Origin of the sequence: Paracoccus solventivorans (genome assembly GCF_900142875.1) — a bacterium.
Classification (GTDB): Bacteria; Pseudomonadota; Alphaproteobacteria; order Rhodobacterales; family Rhodobacteraceae; genus Paracoccus; species Paracoccus solventivorans.
In genome coordinates, this window is the sequence record NZ_FRCK01000012.1 from 1 (window position 1) to 21,974 (window position 21,974).

The 21,974-nt window shown below is 68.5% G+C and carries 18 protein-coding genes; 11 read left to right on the plus strand and 7 right to left on the minus strand.

Going from position 1 to position 21,974, the window contains the following annotated elements; translation table 11 throughout:
* From BUB57_RS17330 to BUB57_RS14465, 5 genes are all read right to left on the minus strand, one after another.
* Positions 1 to 254, minus strand: a 254-nt coding sequence (locus BUB57_RS17330) for an IS66 family transposase (RefSeq protein WP_143159745.1), incomplete at its 3' end; no start/stop codon positions are given.
* Positions 255 to 788: 534 nt separating this feature from the next.
* The gene (locus tag BUB57_RS14450; RefSeq protein WP_073068285.1) at positions 789 to 1,856 is read right to left on the minus strand and encodes a FlgK family flagellar hook-associated protein; all 1,068 of its coding nucleotides are present in this window, start codon (positions 1,854 to 1,856) and stop codon (positions 789 to 791) included.
* 34 nt (positions 1,857 to 1,890) lie between these two features.
* A complete protein-coding gene (locus BUB57_RS14455) occupies positions 1,891 to 3,219 on the minus strand; it encodes a flagellar hook protein FlgE (RefSeq protein ID WP_073068287.1) in 1,329 nt (442 codons plus the stop codon).
* Between the two features lie 84 nt (positions 3,220 to 3,303).
* Positions 3,304 to 4,071 (minus strand): flagellar motor protein MotB, encoded by a 768-nt coding sequence (locus tag BUB57_RS14460; protein WP_073068289.1) that lies wholly within the window; start codon positions 4,069 to 4,071, stop codon positions 3,304 to 3,306.
* A gap of 66 nt (positions 4,072 to 4,137) precedes the next feature.
* Positions 4,138 to 5,727, minus strand: coding sequence for a GMC family oxidoreductase (locus BUB57_RS14465; RefSeq protein ID WP_073068291.1), 1,590 nt, complete (start codon positions 5,725 to 5,727; stop codon positions 4,138 to 4,140).
* Between the two features lie 133 nt (positions 5,728 to 5,860).
* On the opposite strand from BUB57_RS14465, the gene BUB57_RS14470 reads away from it, so the two are divergent.
* The 11 genes from BUB57_RS14470 to BUB57_RS14520 all read left to right on the plus strand — a co-directional run bounded on the left by BUB57_RS14470 (position 5,861) and on the right by BUB57_RS14520 (position 19,111).
* Positions 5,861 to 6,586, plus strand: coding sequence for a paraquat-inducible protein A (locus BUB57_RS14470; protein WP_073068293.1), 726 nt, complete (start codon positions 5,861 to 5,863; stop codon positions 6,584 to 6,586).
* Entirely contained in the window at positions 6,583 to 7,251 is a 669-nt protein-coding gene (locus BUB57_RS14475; protein WP_073068295.1) for a paraquat-inducible protein A, read from the plus strand. Before BUB57_RS14470 ends, BUB57_RS14475 begins: the two co-directional genes overlap by 4 nt.
* On the plus strand, positions 7,248 to 9,338 hold the full coding sequence (locus tag BUB57_RS14480; protein WP_084732182.1) for a PqiB family protein: 2,091 nt from the start codon (positions 7,248 to 7,250) through the stop codon (positions 9,336 to 9,338). Before BUB57_RS14475 ends, BUB57_RS14480 begins: the two co-directional genes overlap by 4 nt.
* A 3-nt stretch (positions 9,339 to 9,341) precedes the next feature.
* Positions 9,342 to 10,055, plus strand: a complete 714-nt coding sequence (locus BUB57_RS14485; RefSeq protein ID WP_073068296.1) for a PqiC family protein — start codon at positions 9,342 to 9,344, stop codon at positions 10,053 to 10,055.
* 112 nt (positions 10,056 to 10,167) lie between these two features.
* Complete coding sequence (purU, locus tag BUB57_RS14490) at positions 10,168 to 11,052, plus strand: formyltetrahydrofolate deformylase (RefSeq protein WP_073068298.1); 885 nt, start codon at positions 10,168 to 10,170, stop codon at positions 11,050 to 11,052.
* Positions 11,053 to 11,070: 18 nt separating this feature from the next.
* Positions 11,071 to 12,588: a bifunctional aminoglycoside phosphotransferase/ATP-binding protein gene (locus BUB57_RS17275; protein ID WP_073068300.1), complete on the plus strand. Its 1,518-nt coding sequence runs from the start codon at positions 11,071 to 11,073 to the stop codon at positions 12,586 to 12,588.
* A gap of 53 nt (positions 12,589 to 12,641) precedes the next feature.
* Positions 12,642 to 13,613 (plus strand): MBL fold metallo-hydrolase, encoded by a 972-nt coding sequence (locus tag BUB57_RS14500; RefSeq protein ID WP_073068302.1) that lies wholly within the window; start codon positions 12,642 to 12,644, stop codon positions 13,611 to 13,613.
* Between the two features lie 137 nt (positions 13,614 to 13,750).
* Entirely contained in the window at positions 13,751 to 15,331 is a 1,581-nt protein-coding gene (locus tag BUB57_RS14505; protein WP_073068304.1) for an ABC transporter substrate-binding protein, read from the plus strand.
* A gap of 216 nt (positions 15,332 to 15,547) precedes the next feature.
* A complete protein-coding gene (locus tag BUB57_RS14510; RefSeq protein ID WP_073068305.1) occupies positions 15,548 to 16,525 on the plus strand; it encodes an ABC transporter permease in 978 nt (325 codons plus the stop codon).
* Between the two features lies 1 nt (position 16,526).
* Positions 16,527 to 17,477 carry an ABC transporter permease gene (locus BUB57_RS14515; protein ID WP_073068307.1) on the plus strand — a complete coding sequence of 317 codons (951 nt, stop codon included), beginning with the start codon at positions 16,527 to 16,529 and terminating at the stop codon, positions 17,475 to 17,477.
* Entirely contained in the window at positions 17,474 to 19,111 is a 1,638-nt protein-coding gene (locus BUB57_RS14520; protein ID WP_073068309.1) for an ABC transporter ATP-binding protein, read from the plus strand. The genes BUB57_RS14515 and BUB57_RS14520 overlap by 4 nt, the downstream gene beginning before the upstream one ends.
* A gap of 17 nt (positions 19,112 to 19,128) precedes the next feature.
* Here the strand turns inward: BUB57_RS14520 and BUB57_RS14525 are convergent, their stop codons facing one another.
* Complete coding sequence (locus tag BUB57_RS14525) at positions 19,129 to 20,640, minus strand: malonate--CoA ligase (RefSeq protein ID WP_073068311.1); 1,512 nt, start codon at positions 20,638 to 20,640, stop codon at positions 19,129 to 19,131.
* Positions 20,637 to 21,953 (minus strand): malonyl-CoA decarboxylase domain-containing protein, encoded by a 1,317-nt coding sequence (locus BUB57_RS14530; protein ID WP_073068414.1) that lies wholly within the window; start codon positions 21,951 to 21,953, stop codon positions 20,637 to 20,639. The genes BUB57_RS14525 and BUB57_RS14530 overlap by 4 nt, the downstream gene beginning before the upstream one ends.
* Positions 21,954 to 21,974 lie beyond the last annotated feature (21 nt).

Consider the following 21,974-nt stretch of genomic DNA (forward strand, 5'->3'; position numbering starts at 1 on the left):
TATGCGCAGTTCGTTGCGCTGAAAATCGCCAGCGCGGCGGCACTTGCGGGCGCTTCCCTCAGCGAACTGCGCATAATCACGCGGTGTGCATAATTCCGCCCCAAGGCAACGGTACGCATGCCGCGTTCGGCCGCGTTGTTATCCAACTCAAGGATGCCGTGGTCGAGATAAGGGCGCAGGCGCGCCATGCGGGTCAGCGCGTAACGGATGGCCGCCGCGAGTGGGGATTTGCCCGAGATCGTGGTGAGTTGCATGCCAGCCAGACCTCCGGATCGTCGAAGAGCGGAGCGGCATGGGCGCGTCGCAGTTCCGCGCGACGGTCAGGCGGCAACCCGCATGTTGGCCGGAACAGGGATCACGACATCAGACCCCGGATCAGCCGTGCCAATACTTAGGATCATAGCTGCCGCTGATGCGCATCCGGTGCCCACCCGCCAATTCGATCTCAATGCAGTTGTCGGCGACAGGCGTCCTCGCTGGCGCCTTCGCCTCCGCGACGATCTCCACCGGTAGAAGCCCCCAGCACGCCGAAGCGGGAACCGGATGTGGGCATCAATTCTTCTCTGGTTCGCAATCAGGGCTCCTTGGCTATGCCGAAACCACTCGCTTTTCCTCGCAAGCCGCGCAAGGGGACCGACCTTTCGGAGCATAGTGCAGGTAAAAATGATCGTATTCGCTTGGCCACTCGAGCACGGTCAGGGCCACCCCACCCTTTTTTTTCTGCGCGACCCGTTGTATGTTCCTCTCCAGCAACCTCCTGCGCCACCTCAGTAATTCCACCCCAGCAATCAGTTCACGATGAACTCCGCATGCAGAGCCCCAGCCGCATGGACGGCCTTGAGGATGTCGATCAGTTCGCGCGGGCGCACGCCCAAGGCGTTCAGGCCTTCGACCACGTCGGACAGGGACGATTCTCCGCTGACCTCGGCAAAGCCGATTCCGGGTTCCTGCGTGATCTCGACATCGCTGCGCGGCGCGTCCACATCGCGGATCTGGAAATTGGCGGCCAGCCGGCCGCCAGCGTAGCGGCCCATCTGTGCGGCTGGGATTTCCTCGCCATTAAGGGACAGCAGCCCCAGTGCCGAGGCGCCGACCGCCATCCCTGCCGTGACCGGCCCGGCGGCGGTGAAGCCGAAGCGGGCGGGCTCGGTGCCATCCAGCAGCACGCCGCCGTTCGCGGTGAACAGCGCCACGCTCCCGTTTTCGCGGGGCAGTTCCTTCAACGGCACGATTTCGGCCAGTTGGTCGATCAGCCGCTGGCGTTCGTCCTGCAGGGCATTCGCGTCGCCGCCGGCAGTCATCTGCATGGCGATCTGCCGGTTCAGTTCGGCCACCTGCTCGAGCCCTGAATTGAGCGTCGCCACATCCTGCGCGATGGCCTGGTCGGCGGTGGTGCGGGCCTGCTGGATACTGTTGCCGATCGACTGATAGGCGCCGGCCAGTGCGCTGGCGGCGGACAGGGCGCGCGCCAGCCCGGATTCATTCTCGGGGCGCGCCGAGGCCGAAACCAGCGCCGCCTCGAAGTCGGCAAGCAGCGTGGTCAGGGCGCCGGGCTGGCCGGGCACGCCCAGCGCATCGGCCATGGATTTGTGAAAATCGGCCAGGGTGCCAGCGCGGGCCGCGTCGGCCGAGGCCAGCCGCCCCTGCGCCAGCACCGAGTTGCGCACCACCCTTGCCACGCCGTCGACCTGCACCCCGCCGCCGCCGGCGAGATAGGAGCGCGCCGACTGCTGCAGCTCGCGCCGCACATAGCCGGGGGTCAGGGCGTTGGCGAGGTTCGAGGCGACGACCTCGGTCCCGCGCGAGGCGGCGACGATCCCCGAGACCGCGTTCGAGATGGCATTGGAAAGGCTCATGTCCGGCGTGTCCGCGGCCGCGCCGCGGCCCTCCTCAGCGCTTGATGTTGGTGGTTTCCTGAAGCATCTCGTCCACGGTCTGGATGACCTTGGCGTTCGACGAATAAGCGCGCTGGGTCTGGATCAGGTCCGTCAGCTCATGCGCGACATCGGTGGTCGAGTTCTCGCGGGCATAGCCGACCACGGCGCCCGTCGGCCCGTCGCCCGCGTCCCACAGGTAGAACGACCCCGATTCCGCCGAGACCTGATAGGTCTGGCTGTCCCGGGCGATCAGCCCGTTCAGATTGGGCACGTCCACCAGCGGGATCTGGGCGATGGTGCGGGTGAAGCCGGTATCATAGGTCACCCGCAGCATCCCGTGTTCGTCGATCTCGACCGTCGAGAAATTGCCGACGGGCGAGCCGTTCCGGGCGATGTTGGTCGGGGCGAAGCCGGACTCGAGCTGGGTCAGCCCGTTGGGGTCGCCCAGCCGGCCGATGGTGACGGCGATGGGGCCGCCCTGCACGGCCAGCGCCAGTTCCCCGGTGGCGGCGTCGTAGGCACCGCCCGACAGCACCGTCACCGATCGCAGCGTGCCGCCGAAGGCCTGGCCGTCGTCGAACACCAGCTCGTAGCTGCCGACCAGGTTCGAGGCCGGGTCCATGGCGGAATCGCGGATCTCCATCCGCCAGCTGTTGCTGGGCAGCGCCCCGGTCGAAGCCACGGGCGTGAAGGTGACCTGCAGGCTTTCCGGCGCCCCGAGATTGCCGAAATACTCGACCGCCGTCACCTCGGGCAGGCCGGCCGCGCCGGGCCGCGTGGCGCCGGCGGGCAGGTTGATGCCCAGCTGGATCCGCGTCGTCGGGTCGCCCGAGGTCTGGTGATGGCTGAGCACCACCGGCTGCAGCCCGGCCACGCTATCGCGGGCGTTCAGCGGGATGGTCCCGTCCGCCAACGCCGGCCAGCCCAGCAGCACCAAGCCCGATTCGGTCTTGAGCACCCCGTTGTCGTCCGGGCGGAAGGACCCGGTCGGGGTCATCATCATCGGCTGGCTGCCCAGCCCCCCGCCCAGCCCGCCGTCCAGATAGACCGAAGGGATCATCGGCAGCATCCCCCGCCCCGAGACCGCGATGTCCAGCGAATGGGACGAGGGCACCAGCCCGCCCTTTTGGTCCACCAGCCTTGTGGTCACGGTCCTGACCCCGCCCGAGGCATAAACCCCGGTTCCCCGCGCCTGGTTGATCACCATGCTTTCGAAATCGGTGTTCAGCCGCTTGTAGCCATGGGTCCCCGAGTTCGCGATATTGTCCGAAATGCTGGCCAGCCGCGCAGCGTTGGCGGCAAGGCCGGACACGCCGGCATGAAGGGACGAGGAAATCGTCATTCGGGTCACCCTGGTTGAATCACATTGACTGCAAGATGCGCGACAGAGCTTAATTTCCCGCTAACGGCGCTGCCCTGTCCTGCATTATCTAAGTAAAATCACCTCGATCCGGTTATTCCCCGGGTCCATCGCATTGGAATTGCGCGGCTTCTTGTCGCCGAAGGCGGTCACGCGCTGGATGCGGCGGTCGTCCAGCCGCCCATCGACCAGCAGGCGGCGGACGGCGTGGGCGCGCTGGTCCGACAGCGGCCAGGTCGGATTTTCCACCAGCATTTCCGGGAAACCCCGGACATGCCCGGCAATCGCCAGCTGGTTTTTCGTGCGCCCCAGCACGGTGGCGAGAATCGCGGTCAATTCGCGTAGCGCTGGCGTGGGCTCGGCCGATTCGCCATGAAACAGCGCCTCGTCCACGATGTCGCCCAACTCGATCACCAGACCCTCGTCGGTAATGCGGGTGACGACGTGGCGCAGCAGGTTCACCCGCTGCATCGATTCGGCGCCGGTGCCGGTCAGGGCGTTCTGGATCGCCTGCTCGATCTCGCGCATCTGCCGGTCGGCCGAGGGGGTGTAGACCGCGGCCTGATCCGCGGGGGGATCGTCCGATTCGCCGCCGTCCATGCCCATCGCGGCCGAGGCGGGCGCATGGACGATGGTCGGGTCGAAATACTCCGCCAACCCCTGGCGCTGCTTTTCCGTGGTCGCGTTCAGCAGCCACATCAGCAGGAAAAACGCCATCATCGCGGTCACGAAATCCGCGTAGGCGACCTTCCACGCGCCGCCGTGGTGCGATTCCTCGGCCACCGCAGCGCAGCGCCGGATGATGATCGGCAGAGCATTTCGTTTCGACGCCATCTGCGCACCCCCGGATTACCCAAGGGCCAGCCATAGCAGACGCGGTGTTGCCGGCAGGTTAACCGTTCAAATGCCGCGCATTTCCTCGCGCATCATCACCGCGGCCTTTTCCGCGATCATGATGGTGGGGGCGTTGGTGTTGCCGGATGTGATCACAGGCATGACCGAGGCATCGACCACGCGCAGCCCCTGCACCCCGCGCACCCGCAGCCGCGGGTCCACGACGGCGCCGTCGTCGGCCCCCATCCGCGCCGTGCCCACCGGGTGGAAGATGGTCGAGCCCACCAGCCCGGCGGCGTCGGCCAGTTCCTCGTCGCTCTGGAACGAGGGGCCGGGCTTCATTTCCTCGGGGCGATAGCGGGACATCGGCTCGGCCGCCATGATCCGGCGGGTCAGGCGGATCGCGCGCGCCGCGGCCAGGCGGTCGCCGGGGGTGGAGAGGTAGTTCGGCGCGATCTCGGGCGCGCGCATCGGGTCGGCCGAGGTGATGCGCACATGGCCGCGGCTTTCCGGGCGCAGGTGGCAGACGCTGGCGGTAATCGCGGGGAAATCATGCAGCGGCTGGCCGAACGCCTCGAGGCTCAGCGGCTGCACGTGCCATTCCAGGTCCGGCGTCGCGACATCGGGGCTTGACCGCGCGAACGCCCCCAGCTGGCTGGGCGCCATGCTCATCGGGCCGGTGCGGCGCAGCAGATATTCGGCGCCGATCATCCCCCGCCCCCACCAGCGCCGGGCCATCTGGTTGAGCGTCCGCGCGCCCGAGACCTTCCAGGCGCAGCGCAGTTGCAGGTGGTCCTGCAGGTTCTCGCCCACCGGGGCGTCGCGGCGCACCGCGATGCCCATGTCCTGCAACAACGCCCCCGGGCCGATGCCCGAGAGCTGCAGGATCTGCGGGGTGTTGATGGCGCCGGCCGACAGCACCACCTGGCCCGCGTGCACCACCTCGACCGCGCCGTCGGCGAACAGCTCGAGCCCGACCGCGCGGTCGCCCTCGAACAGGACGCGGCGGACGTGGCGGCCGGTCAGCACGGTCAGGTTCGGCCGCTTCATCGCCGGGCGCAGAAAGGCGCGGGCGGCCGAGACCCGCCAGCCGCTCCGCTGGCTGACCTTGAAATAGCCCACGCCCTCGTTGTCGCCGGTGTTGAAATCGTCGCTGGCGGGGATGCCCACCGCCTGCGCCGCCCGCGCCCAGTCGTCGAGGATGTCCCAGCGCAGCCGCTGCCGCTCGATCCGCCAGGGGCCGCCGGCGCCGTGATGTTCCGAGGGACCTGCGAAATAATCCTCGGACTTCAGGAACAGCGGCTGCACGTCGTCCCAGCCCCAGCCGGTGCAGCCCAGCTGCCGCCAGTGGTCGTAATCGGCGGCCTGCCCGCGCAGATACAGCATCCCGTTAATGGAGCTGCACCCGCCCAGCACCTTGCCGCGCGGATACAGCAGCTGCCGGCCGTGCAGCCCGGGGTCGGGCGCGGTCTTGTACATCCAGTCGGTGCGCGGGTTGCCGATGCAATAAAGATAGCCGATCGGCACGTGAATCCACGGATAGCGGTCGCTTTCCCCGGCCTCGATCAGCAGGACGCGCAGGCGCGGATCCTCGGACAGCCGCGCGGCCAGGACGCAACCGGCGCTGCCCGCCCCCGCAATGACCACATCGTGCATTCGGCCTGTTCCCCTTGCCTCGTCCCATCGCCGCAACGCTAGCAAAGGCCGCGCCGGACGCAACGGCAGGATCGCCGCAGCCGGCCCGGAGCGCTTGCTTGCGCGGTGCCCGGATCGGGCTAGAGTGTTTCCCATGATCGAGGCGGGACAGTTCGACCTGGAAACCGGCGCGGGGCTGATGGCCTGTCCGCGCTGCGACGCGCTGCATGTCGAGGACGAGCTGGCCGAGGGCGAGACCGCGCGCTGCATCCGCTGCGGCAAGGTGCTGGGGCGGCCGCGGGCGGGCGCCTTCACCCAGATCGTGGCGCTGTCGGTCACCTCGCTGGTGCTGATGGTGGCGGCGATCTTTTTCCCGTTCCTGGAAATCTCGCGCATGGGGTTCGGCAACGCCACCTCGCTGTTCGGGGTGGCGCTGGCGTTTTCCCATGGCTGGCTGATGCCGCTGACGGTGGCGATGCTGGGGTTCATCGTCGGGCTGCCGGCGCTGCGGGCCTTGCTGCTGGTCTATGTGCTGTGGCCGATGCGCGGCGACGGCCCGCCCGCGCGCCACGCGGGTGAGGCGTTCCGCCTGTCGGAACTGCTACGGCCGTGGTCGATGGCCGAGATCTTCGTGATCGGCACCTCGGTCGCGCTGGTCAAGGTGGCGGGGCTGGCGACCGTCAGCCTTGGCCCGGCATTCTGGGCGTTCTGCGGGCTGATCGTGGTCGGCGCCGCCAGCAACGTGTTCACCTGCTCGACGACGATCTGGGACACGCTCGAGGACCGCGGCGCCTTCACCGACGGGCGCGAAGTCGTCGCTGACCCGCAGGCCGTCGCGCAAACCCGCCACCGCCCCGCCCCGGACGGGCGCGCCGGATGAGCGCCCCCAAGCCGGACGAGCCCCCGGTCCTGACCGCCCACCGCGCCGGGCTGGTCGGCTGCCGCGGCTGCGGGCGGGTCTGGCCCGCGGGGACCGAGTTCTGCGGCCGCTGCGGGGCGCATGTCTACCAGCCCGACCGGCACAGCCTGCAGGCGGTCTGGGCATGGTGGCTGGCGGGGCTGATCTTCTACATCCCGGCCAACCTGCTGCCGATGCTGAAGACGCAGACCCTGGGCGGGCTGGCCGGCAACAGCGAAGCCACCATCTTCGGCGGGGTGATCGAGCTGTTGCACTACGGCAACTATGGGGTGGCGGCGATCATCTTCGTCGCCTCGATCATCGTGCCGATCGGCAAGTTCCTGGTCATCGCCTGGCTGGCCACCGTCGCCGGGCGCCCCGCCAGCGTCGAGGCCGCGCACACGCGGCTGCGCGCGCTCGAGGCGGTCGAATACATCGGCCGCTGGTCGATGATCGACGTGTTCGTGGTGGCGATCCTGTCGGCGCTGGTGCAGCTGGGCTTCGTCGCCACCATCCACCCCGGCCCGGCGGCGGCCAGTTTCGCGCTGTCGGTTGCCTTCACGATGCTTTCGGCACAAAGTTTCGATCCGCGGCTGATCTGGCGCGGACTGCCGCTTCGGACCCGCAGGGACAGGACCGCCGAATGACCGACATCCCCCCGGGGACCACGCCCCCGCAGCAGACCCCACCCAAGGGCCCGCCGCCGCTGCGCCCGGCGCATCCGGTCCGGCGCACCGCGGCGCGGGCGGCGCGGGCCAGCGTCTCGGTCATCTGGGCGGTGCCAATCATCGCGCTGCTGGTCACGCTGGCGCTGGCCTGGAACGCCTATGCCGGGCGCGGCACGCTGGTGTCCGTCGCCTTCAAGGACGCCACCGGCATCACCCCCGGCGAAACCCTGCTGAAGTTCCGCGAGATCACCGTCGGCCAGGTCGAGGCCGTGCGCTTCACCCACGATCTGGAACAGGTGATCGTGGACATGCGGGTCGACAAGGACATCGCCCAGTTCATCGACGACGACGCCGAGTTCTGGATCGTGCGCCCGCAGGTTTCCACGCAGGGGATCTCGCGGCTGGACACGGTGCTGACCGGCGCCTTCATCGAGGGCTGGTGGGACAGCGAGATCGGCACCACCGCGCTTGAGGTTCACAGCGGGCTGGAACGCGCGCCGCTGACGCGCAGCAACGAACGCGGCACCTGGGTGCGGCTGGCCGCCACCGACGCCACCGGGATGAGCGAGGGCGCCCCGATCCTCTATCACGGGCTGGCGGTGGGGCGGATGCAGAACCTGCGCCTGTCCGAGGCCGACGAGACCGTGATCGCCGATGTGTTCATCGAGGCCCCGCACGACCGCCGGCTGACCACCACCACCGTGTTCTGGGACGTGTCGGGGTTCAACATCTCGCTGGGGACGCAGGGGCTGGCGCTGAATGTCGGCTCGCTGGCCTCGGTGCTGCAAGGGGGGGCCGAGTTCGCCACCCTGTCCTCGGGCGGGCGGCCGGTCACGGCGGGCCATGTCTTCCACCTGCAGCCCGACCGCGAGACCGCGCAGAACAGCCTGTTCGCCACCTCGCCCGAGGACGAGCTGCGCCTGACCATGCTGGTCCCCGAGGCGGTGCGCGGCCTGCCGGTCGGCGCCGACGTGCAGTTCCAGGGGCTCAGCGTGGGTCGCATCACCAACCTTTCGGTGCGCGTCTCGCCCGACGACGGCGACGTGTTCCAGGACATCACCCTGGCGGTGTCGCCCCAGCGCATGGGCCTGCCCCAGGACGCCGGCCCCGCCGAGGCGCTGGAATTCCTGTCCCAGCTGGTCGCCGAACAGGGGCTGCGGGCGCGGGTCGCGGGGGCGGGGCTGCTGGGCACCTCGCTGATGGTCGAGCTGGTCGAGCTGCCCGAGGCGCCGCCCGCGCAGATGCAGCCCGATGCCGAGCCCTTCCCCGTCATTCCCACCGCGCCGCCGGACCTGTCGGACATCTCGACCACCGCGCAGGGGCTGATGACGCGGATCGGCAAGCTCAAGCTGGAAGAGCTGCTGAAATCGGCGACCGAGATGATGGACAGCGTGACAGCCATCGCCTCGTCGCAGGACACCCGTGCCATCCCGGAATCGGTGCGCAAGGCCAGCGACGAGATCGGCGCCGCGGCCGCCGACATCAGCGCGATCTCCGCCGAGCTGCGCGACAGCGGGCTGGCGGGGCGGATCGGGCAGGCGCTCGACGATACCTCGGCCGCCGCCAAGGCGGTGACCGAGGCCGCCGCCGACGTGCCCTCGATGGTCGAGCAGATCGAGGCCGCCGCCGTCGCGGTCGAGGAGTTCGATTTCTCGGGCATCAGCGACTCTGCCAAGGCGGTGGTGGACGACCTGCGCGCCATGCTGGGCAGCGAGGATGCCGAGCAGCTGCCGCGCAACCTGTCGGACACGCTGCAGGCGGCCTCGGCGCTGCTGAACGATCTGCGCGAGGGCGGCGCATCCGGCAACCTGAATGCGGCGCTGCAATCGGCGCGGCGCGCGGCCGACCAGGTGGCGCAGGCCGCCAACACCCTGCCGGCGCTGTCGCTGCGCTTCCAGCAGCTGGCGATGCGGGGGGAAACCGTGATCGCCAGCTACGGCGAACGTGGCGCCTTCAACACGGAAACCATCAACACCATGCGCAGCCTGCGCCGCGCCGCCGAGGCGTTCGGCAGCCTTGCCACCACCATCGAGCGCAACCCCCGCGCCTTTATCCTGGGACGTTAGACCATGCGGGCTTTCCTGTTCTTCCCTGCCGTGGCGCTGGTTCTGGCGGGCTGTTCCAACCCCGAGGCGACGGGCCGCTATCTGATCGACCCGCCGACGCCGCCGATGCGGGTGGCCAACAACCTGGGCACCGCCGAGCTGCGCGACGTGTCGCTGCCGGAATACGCGGCCTCGGGCGAGGTGGCGTGGCAGACTGCGGACGGGGCGGTGCGCTCGAACACGAAAACCCTGTGGGCGGACAAGCCGGAACGCGGCTTTACGCTGGCGCTGGCCCGGGCGATCTCGGACATGAGCGGCGCGACGGTGATCGCCGAGCCCTGGCCCCTGGCCGAGCCGCCGCGGCGTCGGATCGAGGTGCGGGTGGAACAGGCGCTGGCCGGGATGGACGGGATCTATCGGCTGGGTGGGCGCTATTACGTCGCGCAGGACAGCGCCGGCGGCGCCAACCACGCCCGCAGCTTCGCCATCGCGGTGCCGATCCCGCAGGCCGCCCCCGCCAGCGGCAGGCGCAAGCCCCCGGCCCCGCCCGCCGCCATCGCCGCCGCGCAGAATGCCGCCATCGCGCAGCTGGCCGCGCAAATCGCGACGCTGGGCGGCCCCGGCGCGGTGATCCGCACCAGCGCCCCCGCCCCCGAGCCGCTGTTCACCATGGAGCCGCTGCCGCCGCTGGAACCGCTCGAGCCGCTGCCCGAGCCCGCGCCCCTGCCCTCGGGCTAACCCCCGCGCTGGCTGCGTCGCCGCGCACCGCTGACAACCACCCCGCGATCTGGCATGAAGCCGCCGCCCGGCGGCCGCGCCCGCCCGATCCGCAACCGCCACAGGAACCTCCATGTCCCGCTTTGCCCTTCGCGTCTCCTGCCCCTCGACCCGCGGCATCGTCGCCGCCATCTCGGGCTTTCTGGCCGATCAGGGCTGCAACATCACCGACAGCGCCCAGTTCGACGACACCCACACCGGCCGCTTCTTCATGCGCATCAGCTTCCGAAGCGAAAAGGGCCGCACGCTGGACGAGTTGCGGCAGGGATTCGCCCCCGTTGCCGCGCCTTTCGCGATGGAGACCGAGTTCTTCGACGAGACCCGCAAGCGCCGGGTGATCCTCATGGTCAGCCGCTTCGGCCATTGCCTGAACGACCTGCTGTATCGCTGGCGCATCGGCGCGCTGCCCATCGACATCGTGGCGGTGATCTCGAACCACATGGACTACCAGAAGCTGGTGGTGAACCACGACATCCCCTATTACTGCATCCGCGTCACCCCCGAGACCAAGGCCGAGGCCGAGGCCCAGCAGATGCGCATCGTCGAGGAAACCGGGGCCGAGCTGATCGTGCTGGCGCGCTACATGCAGGTGCTGTCGGACCGCATGTGCCAGGAAATGTCCGGGCGGATCATCAACATCCACCACTCGTTCCTGCCCAGCTTCAAGGGCGCCAACCCCTACAAGCAGGCATTCGAGCGCGGGGTGAAGCTGATCGGCGCGACCTCGCATTACGTCACCGCCGATCTGGACGAAGGCCCGATCATCGAACAGGACATCGTGCGGGTGACCCACGCGCAATCGCCCGAGGATTACGTCAGCCTTGGCCGCGACGTGGAAGCGGCGGTGCTGGCGCGGGCGGTCCATGCGCATGTGAACGGGCGGGTATTCCTGAACGGCAACAAGACCGTGGTGTTCCCCGCCTCGCCCGGCAGCTACGCGTCCGAGCGGATGGGCTGAGACCGAAAGGGGGCGCCCATGGACGATCAGGCAGATGTGATCGCATTCCTGTCCGACCCCGCCACCCATGGCGGCGCGCCCGTCGAGGTGATCGAGACCCATATCTCGCGCATCTTCCTGGCCGGCGACCGCGCCTGGAAGATGAAGCGGGCGGTGCGCCTGCCCTATGCGGATTTTTCCACCCCCGCGCTGCGGCTGGCGGCGTGTGAGGCCGAGCTGACGCTGAACCGCCGCACCGCCCCCGCGCTGTACCTGCGGGTGCGGCGGCTGACCCGGGATGCGGACGGCATCGCGTTTGACGGCACCGGCGAACTGGTCGACGCGGTGGCGGAAATGGCCCGCTTCGATCAGGACTGCCTGTTCGACCGCATGGCGGCGGCGGGGCAGCTGACGCGGGCGCTGATCGAGGCGCTGGCCCGCAACATCGCCGATTTCCACGCCGCGGCGCAGGTGCTGCACATCGGCGGCACCGACAACATGGCCTGGGTGCTGGGCATCAACGAGGCCGGTTTCGCCGGCAGCCGCGTGTTTTCCGCAGCCGAGCAGGAGCGCCTGAACGCCGCCTTCCGCGCCGCGCTGGACCGCCACGCCCCCGCACTGGACCGGCGCGCCGATGCCGGGATGGTGCGGCGCTGCCACGGCGACCTGCATCTGCGCAACATCTGCCTGATCGACGGCCGCCCGCTGCTGTTCGACTGCATCGAGTTCAACGAGCAGCTGGCCGGCATCGACGTCGCCTATGACCTTGCCTTCCTGCTGATGGACCTGTGGCACCGCGGGCTGGAGGGGCTGGCGAACCTGGCCGCCAACCGCTGGTGCGACGCGACCGGGGACGAGGACGGCTTTGCGCTGCTGCCGTTCTTCATGGCGGTGCGGGCGGCGGTGCGGGCGCATGTCATCGCCACCCAGGCCGAAACCGCGGGCACGGGCCGCGGCCGGCTGGCGGCCGACGCGCGCCAGTATTTCGACCTCGCGCAGGCGCTGCTGGCACCCTCGCCGGCGCGGCTGGTGGCGCTGGGCGGGCTCAGCGGCTCGGGCAAGACCACGGTGGCCGAGGCGCTGGCCCCGCATCTGTCGCCCCCGCCCGGGGCGCGGCTGCTGGAAAGCGACCGGCTGCGCAAGGCGATGCACGGGGTCGCCGCCGAAACACGGCTGCCCGCCGCCGCCTATGCGCCCGAGGTTTCGGCGCAGGTCTATGCGCAGATGGCCGGGCGCAGCACCGCCATGCTGGCGCAGGGCGCGCCGGTGGTCGCCAATGCGGTGCACGACCGCGACCCCGACCGCGCCGCGTTCGAGCAGGCCGCCCGCGCGGCGGGCGCGGCGTTCCTGGGGGTCTGGCTGGACGCCGACCCGGCGCTGCTGCGCCAGCGGGTGGCGGCGCGGCGGGGCGGGGCCTCGGACGCCACGCTTTCGGTGCTGGAATCGCAGTTGCAGCGCACGGCCCAGGTCACCGGCTGGCATCGCATCGACGCGGGCCAGCCCACGGCGCGGATCGTGCAGCAGATCCTGGCCCTGCCCCCTGACAAGGGGCGTTGACCTCTCTCCATTCTCGCACATATCGTGATGTTTGAATGTAAGGGAGGTCGTCCATGTCCAGTTCCGTCCGGCGCAGCCTTGCGCCGCTTGCCGCTGCTGCGGCCATCTGCGCCACCGGGACCGCGGCCGCATCCGAGGACATCCCCGACAAATACCCCGAATCGCCGCTTTACGACAAACCCGTGCAGGTGACCGACCGGGTCTGGTCCGCCATCGGCGCCACCGCGCCGCCGACCTATGAAAACCAGGGGCACAACAACAACCTGTCCTTCATCGTCACGGACGAGGGCGTGGTGGTGATCAACGGCGGCGCCTCGACCGTGCTGGCGCAGGCGCTGCATGACGAGATCAAGGCCGTCACCGACCAGCCGGTCAGGCTGGTCATCAACGAAAACGGCCAGGGCCATTCCATGCTGGGCAACGGCTATTGGCGCGAACAGGGGGTCCGCATCGTCGCGCATGAGGACGCGGCGGCCGAGTTCGCCGACAGCGCCCCGCAGGCGCTGGAATCGCTGAAGGGTTACGCGCGCGAAGGCGCCGAGGGCACCAGCATCGTCGCCCCGGACGAGACCTTCACCGACCGCTACGACGCCAGCATGGGCGGCGTCACGATCGAGGTGCTGTATCTGGGTCCGGCCCACAGCCCCGGCGACACCCAGGTCTGGCTGCCCGACGACAGGACCCTGATCGCCGGCGACATCGCGTTCCACGAACGGATGCTGCCGCTGTTCAACGACACCTGCACCAGCTGCTGGATCGAGACCTGGGACAATGCGCTGGTGCCCTTGGGCGCCGAGGTGGTGATCCCCGGCCACGGCCACCCCACCGACATGGCCACCGTGCAGCTTTACACCCGCGACTACCTGCTGGACCTGCGCGAAAAGATCGGCGCCCATATCGAAGAGGGCGGCGACCTGGCCGGCGCCTATTACGTCGACCAGAGCCGCTGGCAGGATCTGGACACCTTCGACGAGCTGGCGACCAAGAACGCGGGGCTGGTCTTTGCCGAGATGGAGTTCGAATAGGCCCGCCCCTGCCCGTCCCCGCACGTGCTGACGCCCCGTCACTTCCGGCGGCCCGGGCGGGGGATGCAAAACGACAGTTGCAGAACCATCCCGCTCGGGTCACCTTGGCAGACAAAATGCAGCGGAGGTGCAAGCTCATGCAATATCGTCACAAACTTCTGACAGCGGCGCTGCTGTCGGCCAGCATCCTGGCGGGGCCGGTCTCGGCCGAGACCCTGCGCTGGGCCAAGGCGGCGGATGCGACCACACTGGACCCGCATTCGCAAAACCTTGGAACCAACCACAATTTCCTGCACCACATCTATGAAACGCTGGTCGAGCGCGAGGTCGACGGCACGCTGGTCCCGCGGCTGGCGACCGAGTGGGCGATCAAGGAAGGCGAGCCCAACGTCTGGGTGTTCAAGCTGCGCGAGGGCGTGACCTTCCACGACGGCGCGCCGTTCACCGCCGACGACGTGGTGTTTTCCATCGACCGGGCGCGCTCGGAAACCTCGAACATGCGGCAGCTGCACGCGGGGGTGGATCACGTGGTCGCGGTGGACGACCACACGGTCGAGGTCCACATGGTCGGCCCGAACCCGCTTTATCCCGACAACCTGACCAACACCTTCATCATGGACCGCGAATGGTCCGAGGCGAACAACGTGGTCGAGGTGCAGGACTACGCCGCCGGCGAGGACAACCATGCCGTGCGCAACACCAACGGCACCGGCCCCTATACGCTGACCGAACGCGAGGTCGACGTGCGCTCGGTCCTGACCTGGTTCGAGAACCACTGGGCCGACAAGCCGCAGGTGACCGAGATCGTCTATGTCCCCATCGCCGAAAACGCGACCCGCATCGCCGCGCTGCTGTCGGGCGAGGTCGATTTCGTGCAGGACGTGCCGGTGCAGGACATCGAGCGGCTGGAATCCAGCGAAGGCATCACCGTCACCAAGGGCCCGGAAAACCGCATCATCTATCTGGGCTACCGCTTCGGCGAAGAGCCGCTGAAGACCTCGAACGTCACCGATTCGAACCCGATCGACAATCCGCTGGTGCGCGAGGCGATGCATCTGGCCATCGACCGCGACACGATCCAGCGGGTGGTGATGCGCGGCAACTCGATCCCGACCGGGGTGGCGACGCCGCCCTTCGTCAACGGCTGGACCGAGGAACTGGACGCCTATCCCGCCCCCGACCCGGAACGCGCCAAGGCGCTGCTGGCCGAGGCGGGCTATCCCGACGGCTTCACCATCACGCTGGACACCCCCAACAACCGCTATGTGAACGACGAGGCGATCTCGCAATCCGTGGTGGGGATGCTGGCGCGGATCGGGATCAAGGTGACGCTGGCCTCGCGCCCGATCGCGCAGCACTCGCCGCAGATCACCAACAACCTGACGGATTTCTACCTGATGGGCTGGGGGGTGCCGACCTTCGATTCCGCCTATATCTTCAACGATCTGGTCCACACGAAAGAGGGCAATTTCGGCGCCTATAACGGCGGGCTCTATTCCAACCCCGAGTTGGACCCCAAGATCGAGTCGCTGGAAACCGAGATCGACATCGACAAGCGCAACGCCACCATCGCCGAAATCTGGGACGTGGTGCAGAAGGACCGGGTGCTGCTGCCGCTGCACAACCAGATGCTGGCCTATGCGACGCGCAAGGGGGTCAACATCGCGGTGCACCCGGAAAACCAGCCGCTGATGATGACCGTTACCTTCGACCAGTGACGCCGCCCGGCCCGCCCCCTGTCGGGCGGGCCGTTTCATTGCCCGCGCCCCTGCGTCACGCTTGCGCCGGGACGCGGGATCGGCCAGATGGCCCCGTCTCTCGTCGCCAGCCGATTCAGCCAGCCTGCCGCCAGCCGCTATCCGCCCGCCAGATCCCTTCCCGCCGATCCATCGCCCGCCCGACGCTTGTCGGCATCGACCTGCAGGAACCCGCCCATGCTCATCTTCATCGTGCGACGCCTTCTCCAGTCCGTCATCGTGATGCTGGTGGTGGCGCTGATCGCGTTCCTGATCTTCCGCTATGTCGGCGACCCCATCGTGTCCATGGCCGGGGTCGACACGCGGCTTGAGGATCAGGAGCTGATGCGAGAGCGGCTGGGGCTGAACGACCCGTTCTATATCCAGTTCTGGAACTTCCTGACCAACGCGCTGCACGGGGATTTCGGGATCTCGTATCGCCTGCAACAACCGGCGATGCGGCTGATCCTCGACCGGCTGCCCGCCACTATCGAACTGGCGGTGGTGTCGGCCACGCTGGCGCTGGTGCTGGGGGTGCTGATGGGCATCTTCACCGCGTTGCGGGCGCGGTCGTTCCTGTCGGGCGTCATCATGACGCTGTCGCTGGTCGGGGTGTCGCTGCCGACCTTCCTGATCGGGATCGGGCTGATCTACATCTTTGCGGTGGAACTGCAGTGGCTGCCCTCGAACGGGCGCGGCACCACGGTGCAGCTGGGCTGGTGGCGCACCGGGTTTTTGACCGAAAGCGGGCTGCGCTCGCTGATCCTGCCGGCGATCACCCTGTCGCTGTTCCAGATGACGCTGATCATGCGGTTGGTCCGGGCCGAGATGCTCGAGGTGCTGCGCAGCGACTATATCCGCTTTGCCCGCGCCCGCGGCCTGCCCGACCGGGTGATCAACTTCCGCCACGCGCTGAAAAACACGCTGGTCCCGGTCATCACCATCACCGGCCTGCAACTTGGCTCGGTGATCGCCTTCGCCATCGTGACGGAAACCGTGTTCCAGTGGCCGGGGGTGGGCTCGCTGTTCATCAACTCGGTGCAGGCGGTCGATGTGCCGGTGATGGCGACCTATCTGATGATGGTCGGGCTGGTCTTCGTCACCATCAACCTGGTGGTGGACATCCTTTATTACCTGGTCGATCCGCGGCTGCGGGTGCAGGGCAAGGGGCGCTGAGATGACCGATCCGACCACTTCCCCCACTTCCGCCCCGCGCGGCTTCTGGCAGCGGCTGTTCGACAGCGACATCTGGTTTTCATGGTCGCGCTCGCCGGTGACCATCGTCGCTTCGCTGGTGGCGCTGGCGCTGATCCTGGCGGCGGTGCTGGCGCCGTGGATTGCGCCGCACACCCCCTTCGACCCCGCCACGGTCGAGCTAATGGACGGCTTCACCCCGCCCGGCCAGCAGGCGCTGTCGGGCACCACCTATCTGCTGGGCAGCGACGACCAGGGCCGCGACATGCTGTCGACGATCATGTACGGCTCGCGCGTGTCGCTGTTCGTGGGGTTTGCGGCGACGCTGTTCGCGATGACGCTGGGCATCGCGCTGGGGCTGACCGCCGGCTATCGCGGCGGCTTTGCCGACACCATCATCATGCGCATCGCCGATGTGCAGCTGTCCTTCCCGGCGATCCTGATCGCACTGCTGATCTTTGGGGTGGCGCAAGGGCTGATCCCGGCCAGCCAGCAGGAACAGACCGCGGTCTGGGTGCTGATCCTGGCCATCGGCCTGTCCAACTGGGCGCAATTCGCCCGCACCGTGCGCGGCACCACCATGGTCGAGCGGCAAAAGGACTATGTTTCCGCCGCCCGCCTGCTGGGGCGCAACCCGCTGGCCATCGTCACCCGCCACGTGCTGCCCAACGTGCTGGGGCCGGTGCTGGTGATCGCCACCATCAGCCTCGCGCTCGCCATCATCGAGGAGGCGACGCTGTCCTATCTGGGCGTCGGCGTGCCGCCCACCCAGCCCAGCCTGGGCACGCTGATCCGCATCGGCCAGCGGTTCCTGTTCTCGGGCGAGTGGTGGATCCTCGCCTTTCCCGCCGTCACGCTGATCCTGCTGGCGCTGTCGGTCAACCTGCTGGGCGACTGGCTGCGCGACGCCCTGAACCCGAGGCTGCGCAAATGACCGACACGCCCGTTCTTTCAGTCCGCGATCTCGTCGTGGATTTCCCGCTGCGCCGGGGCAATTTCCGCGCGCTGGACGGCGTCAGCTTCGACATCGCAGCGGGCGAGGTTCTGGGCGTGGTCGGCGAATCCGGCGCCGGCAAATCGATGACAGGGGCCGCGGTGATCGGGCTGCTGGAGCCCCCGGGCCGCATCACCGCGGGCGAGGTGCATCTGTCCGGCACCCGCATCGACACCCTGCCCCCAGCCCAGATGCAGGCCCTGCGCGGCAAGCGCATCGGCATGGTGATGCAGGACCCGCTGACCTCGCTGAACCCGCTGTTCACCATCGGCGACCAGCTGGTGGAAACCATCCGCCAGCACATGGACCTGTCCGAGGACCAGGCGCTGGAACGCGCGATCTCGTTGCTGGAAGAGGCCGGGATTCCCGATGCCCGCGGGCGTATCCACGCCTATCCGCACCAGTTTTCCGGCGGAATGCGGCAGCGGGTGGTGATCGCGCTGGCCATCGCCGCCGACCCGGAACTGGTGATCGCGGACGAACCAACCTCGGCGCTGGACGTGTCGGTGCAGGCGCAGGTGATCAAGGTGCTGAAGGACCTGTGCCAGCGCCGGGGCACCGCGGTGATGCTGATCACCCATGACATGGGGGTGATCGCCCAGATCGCCGACCGCATCATGGTGATGAACGCCGGCCGCGTGGTGGAAACCGGCCCGGTGGCGCAGGTGATCCGCCACCCGCGCGAGGATTACACGATCAAGCTGATCAGCTCGATCCCCACCATCGCCCGCACCGGCGAGCCCCCGCCCCCGCCGGCGCAGGACAGCGCCCCGGCCTTCGTTCAGGTGCAGGGGCTGGTCAAGGATTTCGACGCCGGCGGCGGCTGGCTGGCGCGGGTGCTGGGCCGGGCGGTGCCGCCGTTCCGGGCGGTCAACGACGTGTCCTTCCGCATCGCTCGCGGGGAAACCTATGGGCTGGTCGGCGAATCCGGGTCCGGCAAATCCACCTGCGCCCGCATGATCGCCGGGCTGATCGAACCCACCGCCGGCCGGGTGGTGGTCAACGGCATGGACGTCTGGCAGGTCAGCGCGGCTGAGCGCGCGCGGCGCCGCGCCGTGCAGATGATCTTTCAGGACCCCTATGCCAGCCTGAACCCGCGCTGGCGGGTGGGCAACATCATCGCAGAGCCGATCCGGGTGCTGGGGCTGGCCAAGGGTTCGGAAATCGAGGACCGGGTCGCGGATCTCTTGCGCAAGGTGCGGCTGGACCCGATCGTGATGCGCAAGTTCCCGCATGAGTTTTCCGGCGGCCAGCGCCAGCGCATCGCCATCGCCCGCGCGCTGTCCAGCCAGCCCGAGTTCATCGTCTGCGACGAGCCGACCTCGGCGCTGGATGTCTCCGTTCAGGCGCAGGTGCTGGACCTGATGAGCGAGCTGCAGGGCGAGTTCGGCCTGACCTATCTGCTGATCAGCCACAACCTGGCGGTGATCCGGCAGATGGCTAATGACGTGGGCGTGCTGCACCGGGGCGTGCTGGTCGAAAGCGGCCCGGTCGATGCGATCTTCGACCACCCGCAAGCGGATTACACGCGGATGCTGCTGGACGCGGTGCCGGATCTTGCCGACATCGAATAGAGGCCGCGCCCGCTGCCTCAGCCGGCAAAGCTGTCCCGGAACTGTTCGCGCAGCAGGTTCTTCTGCACCTTGCCCATGGTGTTGCGCGGCAGTTCGGCCACCACCGCATAGCGCTTGGGCTGCTTGAAGCGCGCAAGACCGGGGGCAATCGCGGCCTCAAGCGCCTGCGCGGTAACCTCGGCCCCCGCCTCGGGCACGATCACCGCCACCACCGCCTCGCCGAAATCGGGATGCGGCACCCCGATCACCGCGCTTTCCAGCACGCCCGGCTGTTCGTCCAGGACCAGCTCGATTTCCTTGGGATAGATGTTGTAGCCGCCCGAGATGATCAGGTCCTTCTGCCGCCCGACGATCGAGACATAGCCGTCGGCGTCGATCACCCCGATGTCGCCGGTGATGAAGAATCCGTCCGCGCGCAGCTCCTCGGCGGTCTTTTCGGGCATCTGCCAGTAGCCCTTGAAGACGTTGTGGCCGCGCACCTCGATCATGCCGGGGCTGCCCTGCGGCAGTTCCTCGCCGGTTTCGGGGTCGGTGATCTTCAACTCGACCCCCGGCAGCGGAAAGCCCACGGTGCCGGCGCGCCGCTCGCCGTCATAGGGGTTCGAGGTCGACATGTTGGTTTCCGTCATCCCGTAGCGTTCAAGGATGCGGTGGCCGGTGCGCCCCTGAAACTGCCGGTGGGTTTCGGCCAGCAGCGGCGCGGACCCCGAGGTGAACAGCCGCATATGCCCGGTCAGCGCCCGGTCGAAACGCGGATCATCCAGCAGCCGCGTGTAGAAGGTCGGCACCCCCATCATGCTGGTCGCCCGCGGCAGCCAGCACAGCGCCCGGTCCACGCTGAACCCGGGCAGGAAGATCATCTTGCCCCCCGACAGCAGCGACACGTTCGAGGCCACGAACAGCCCGTGGGTGTGAAAGATCGGCAGCATGTGCAGCAGCACGTCGTCGGCGGTGAAGCGCCATTCGTCCACCAGCACCTGCGCGTTATCCAGCAGGTTCGCCTGCGTCAGCATCGCGCCCTTGGACCGCCCCGTCGTCCCCGAGGTGTAAAGGATCGCCGCCAGATCGTCGCGGCTACGCTCCACCGGGTCGAAACCGTCCGGCTGCTCGGCCGCCAGCAGCGCCAGGCTGCCGTCGCCGGTGCCGTCCAGCGTCTGCATGGCGGCGCCGTGGTGGGCGGCAACCGGCCCCAGCGCCTCTGACGCCGAAGGGTCGCAGACCAGCAGCACCGCCCCCGAGTTCTCGACGAAATAGGCGACCTCGTCGGGGGTATAGGCGGTGTTCAGCGGCAGGAACACCACCCCCGCCGCCAGCGCCGCCCCATACAGCGCCAGCGCCTCGGGGGATTTCTGGATCTGCACCGCCATGCGGTCGCCCGGCTCCAGCCCCAGCACCACCAGCGCATGGGCGAAGCGATGCGCCATGGCGGCGAACTCGGCGCCGGAAATCTCGGCCCCGTCAGTCAGCAGCAGGGGCGCGGCGCGGTCGATCTGCGGCGCGATCAGCGCGTCATACAGCGGGTTGGTCATTCCTTGGTCTTTCCTGTCTGCTTGCCCCGGGACAGCAGGGCCCGGATATCCTTGGACATCACCACGGTATTCTGCGTGGCGAAAGCCTCGTGGTTCGCCTCGACCCGGTCCAGGTCGTAAAGATAGCTGACCATGGCCGAGGCCGATTGCGCCAGCCCCTGCGCCGACACATCGGCCAGCGCATGGATCAGATGCAGCTCGGCGCCGTTGCCCAGATGGAAGCGCGCCACCGGGTCGGCGGGGGCGCCGCCGGGGCGTTTTTCCTCGGCCAGCCAGATTGCGGCATGGGTGCGCAGCTTGTCCGACAGCGCGGCGATGGCGTCGCGGTCGCCGGCCTCGGCCGCGGCGACCAGCTTGCGGGCGGATTCGTCGTCCTGCGCGCGCAGATGCCCCATCAACCCCGGAATCGGCGACAGCGTCACGAAGGTCCGCAGCTGCGGCAGTTCCTGATGCAGCTCGGCCACCACCTGCTTGATCAGCGAATTGCCAAAGGAGATGCCGCGCAGCCCCTCCTGACAGTTCGAGATCGAATAGAACACCGCGGTGTCGGTGTCCTCGTCGTCCATCGCCACGCGGTTTTCCGCCAGCAGGTCCTGGACCGAGGACGGGATGCCCCGGCACAGCGCCACCTCGACGAAGATCAGCGGCTCTTCCAGCATCGAGGGGTGGAAGAAGGCAAAGCAGCGCCGGTCCTGCGGCATCACCCGCCGTTGCAGGTCGGACCAGTCGTCGATGGCGTGGACGGCCTCGTATTCCACGATCTTTTCAAGGATGTTGGCGGGCGTGTGCCAGTCGATCGGCCGCAGCACCAGAAAGCCGCGGTTGAACCACGACCGGAACAGATGCCGGAAATCCACGTCCAGCGCCGCAAGCCCGGGGTGGTCGGGCAGCAGCCGCAGCAGGTCCAGCCGCATCCGCACCAGATCCAGCGTCGCCCCCGGCGCCTGGTTCAACCGGCGCAGCAGTTCCTGCCGGCGCGGCTCGGCCGCTTCGGCCAGCGCCATGTAGGACCGCCGGTCGGGCGCGTCGCGATAGCGTTCCGCCGCGGCGATGATCGCGGCCGGGTCCACGTCCAGCGCCCCGGCCATCCAGCCGAAGAACGCGGCGCGGCCGGCCGGGTCCATCTCGCGGTATTCGTCCAGGATCTCGCCCGCAAGCCGCGTCCCCGAGACCTCGCCCTGCGCCGACAGCAGCGCCAACGCCAGCTCGGTCAGCCCGTCGCCCGAGGCGCGGCCCCTGCGGGCCGCACCGCGCCGTGGCACCCTTTCGAACAGGCCCGACATCATGCCGGTAAAGAAAGACAGCCGTCCCATCACGCCCCCTTCAGCCTCGGT

What these genes read in the sequence shown, in the direction of transcription:
- BUB57_RS14450 (WP_073068285.1), bottom strand. Translation starts at nt 1,856, where the DNA reads ATGAGCCTTTCCAATGCCATCTCGAACGCGGTCTCGGGGATCGTCGCC.
- BUB57_RS14455 (WP_073068287.1), bottom strand. Translation starts at nt 3,219, where the DNA reads ATGACGATTTCCTCGTCCCTTCATGCCGGCGTGTCCGGCCTTGCCGCC.
- BUB57_RS14460 (WP_073068289.1), bottom strand. Translation starts at nt 4,071, where the DNA reads ATGGCGTCGAAACGAAATGCTCTGCCGATCATCATCCGGCGCTGCGCT.
- BUB57_RS14465 (WP_073068291.1), bottom strand. Translation starts at nt 5,727, where the DNA reads ATGCACGATGTGGTCATTGCGGGGGCGGGCAGCGCCGGTTGCGTCCTG.
- BUB57_RS14470 (WP_073068293.1), top strand. Translation starts at nt 5,861, where the DNA reads ATGATCGAGGCGGGACAGTTCGACCTGGAAACCGGCGCGGGGCTGATG.
- BUB57_RS14475 (WP_073068295.1), top strand. Translation starts at nt 6,583, where the DNA reads ATGAGCGCCCCCAAGCCGGACGAGCCCCCGGTCCTGACCGCCCACCGC.
- BUB57_RS14480 (WP_084732182.1), top strand. Translation starts at nt 7,248, where the DNA reads ATGACCGACATCCCCCCGGGGACCACGCCCCCGCAGCAGACCCCACCC.
- BUB57_RS14485 (WP_073068296.1), top strand. Translation starts at nt 9,342, where the DNA reads ATGCGGGCTTTCCTGTTCTTCCCTGCCGTGGCGCTGGTTCTGGCGGGC.
- purU (WP_073068298.1), top strand. Translation starts at nt 10,168, where the DNA reads ATGTCCCGCTTTGCCCTTCGCGTCTCCTGCCCCTCGACCCGCGGCATC.
- BUB57_RS17275 (WP_073068300.1), top strand. Translation starts at nt 11,071, where the DNA reads ATGGACGATCAGGCAGATGTGATCGCATTCCTGTCCGACCCCGCCACC.
- BUB57_RS14500 (WP_073068302.1), top strand. Translation starts at nt 12,642, where the DNA reads ATGTCCAGTTCCGTCCGGCGCAGCCTTGCGCCGCTTGCCGCTGCTGCG.
- BUB57_RS14505 (WP_073068304.1), top strand. Translation starts at nt 13,751, where the DNA reads ATGCAATATCGTCACAAACTTCTGACAGCGGCGCTGCTGTCGGCCAGC.
- BUB57_RS14510 (WP_073068305.1), top strand. Translation starts at nt 15,548, where the DNA reads ATGCTCATCTTCATCGTGCGACGCCTTCTCCAGTCCGTCATCGTGATG.
- BUB57_RS14515 (WP_073068307.1), top strand. Translation starts at nt 16,527, where the DNA reads ATGACCGATCCGACCACTTCCCCCACTTCCGCCCCGCGCGGCTTCTGG.
- BUB57_RS14520 (WP_073068309.1), top strand. Translation starts at nt 17,474, where the DNA reads ATGACCGACACGCCCGTTCTTTCAGTCCGCGATCTCGTCGTGGATTTC.
- BUB57_RS14525 (WP_073068311.1), bottom strand. Translation starts at nt 20,640, where the DNA reads ATGACCAACCCGCTGTATGACGCGCTGATCGCGCCGCAGATCGACCGC.
- BUB57_RS14530 (WP_073068414.1), bottom strand. Translation starts at nt 21,953, where the DNA reads ATGGGACGGCTGTCTTTCTTTACCGGCATGATGTCGGGCCTGTTCGAA.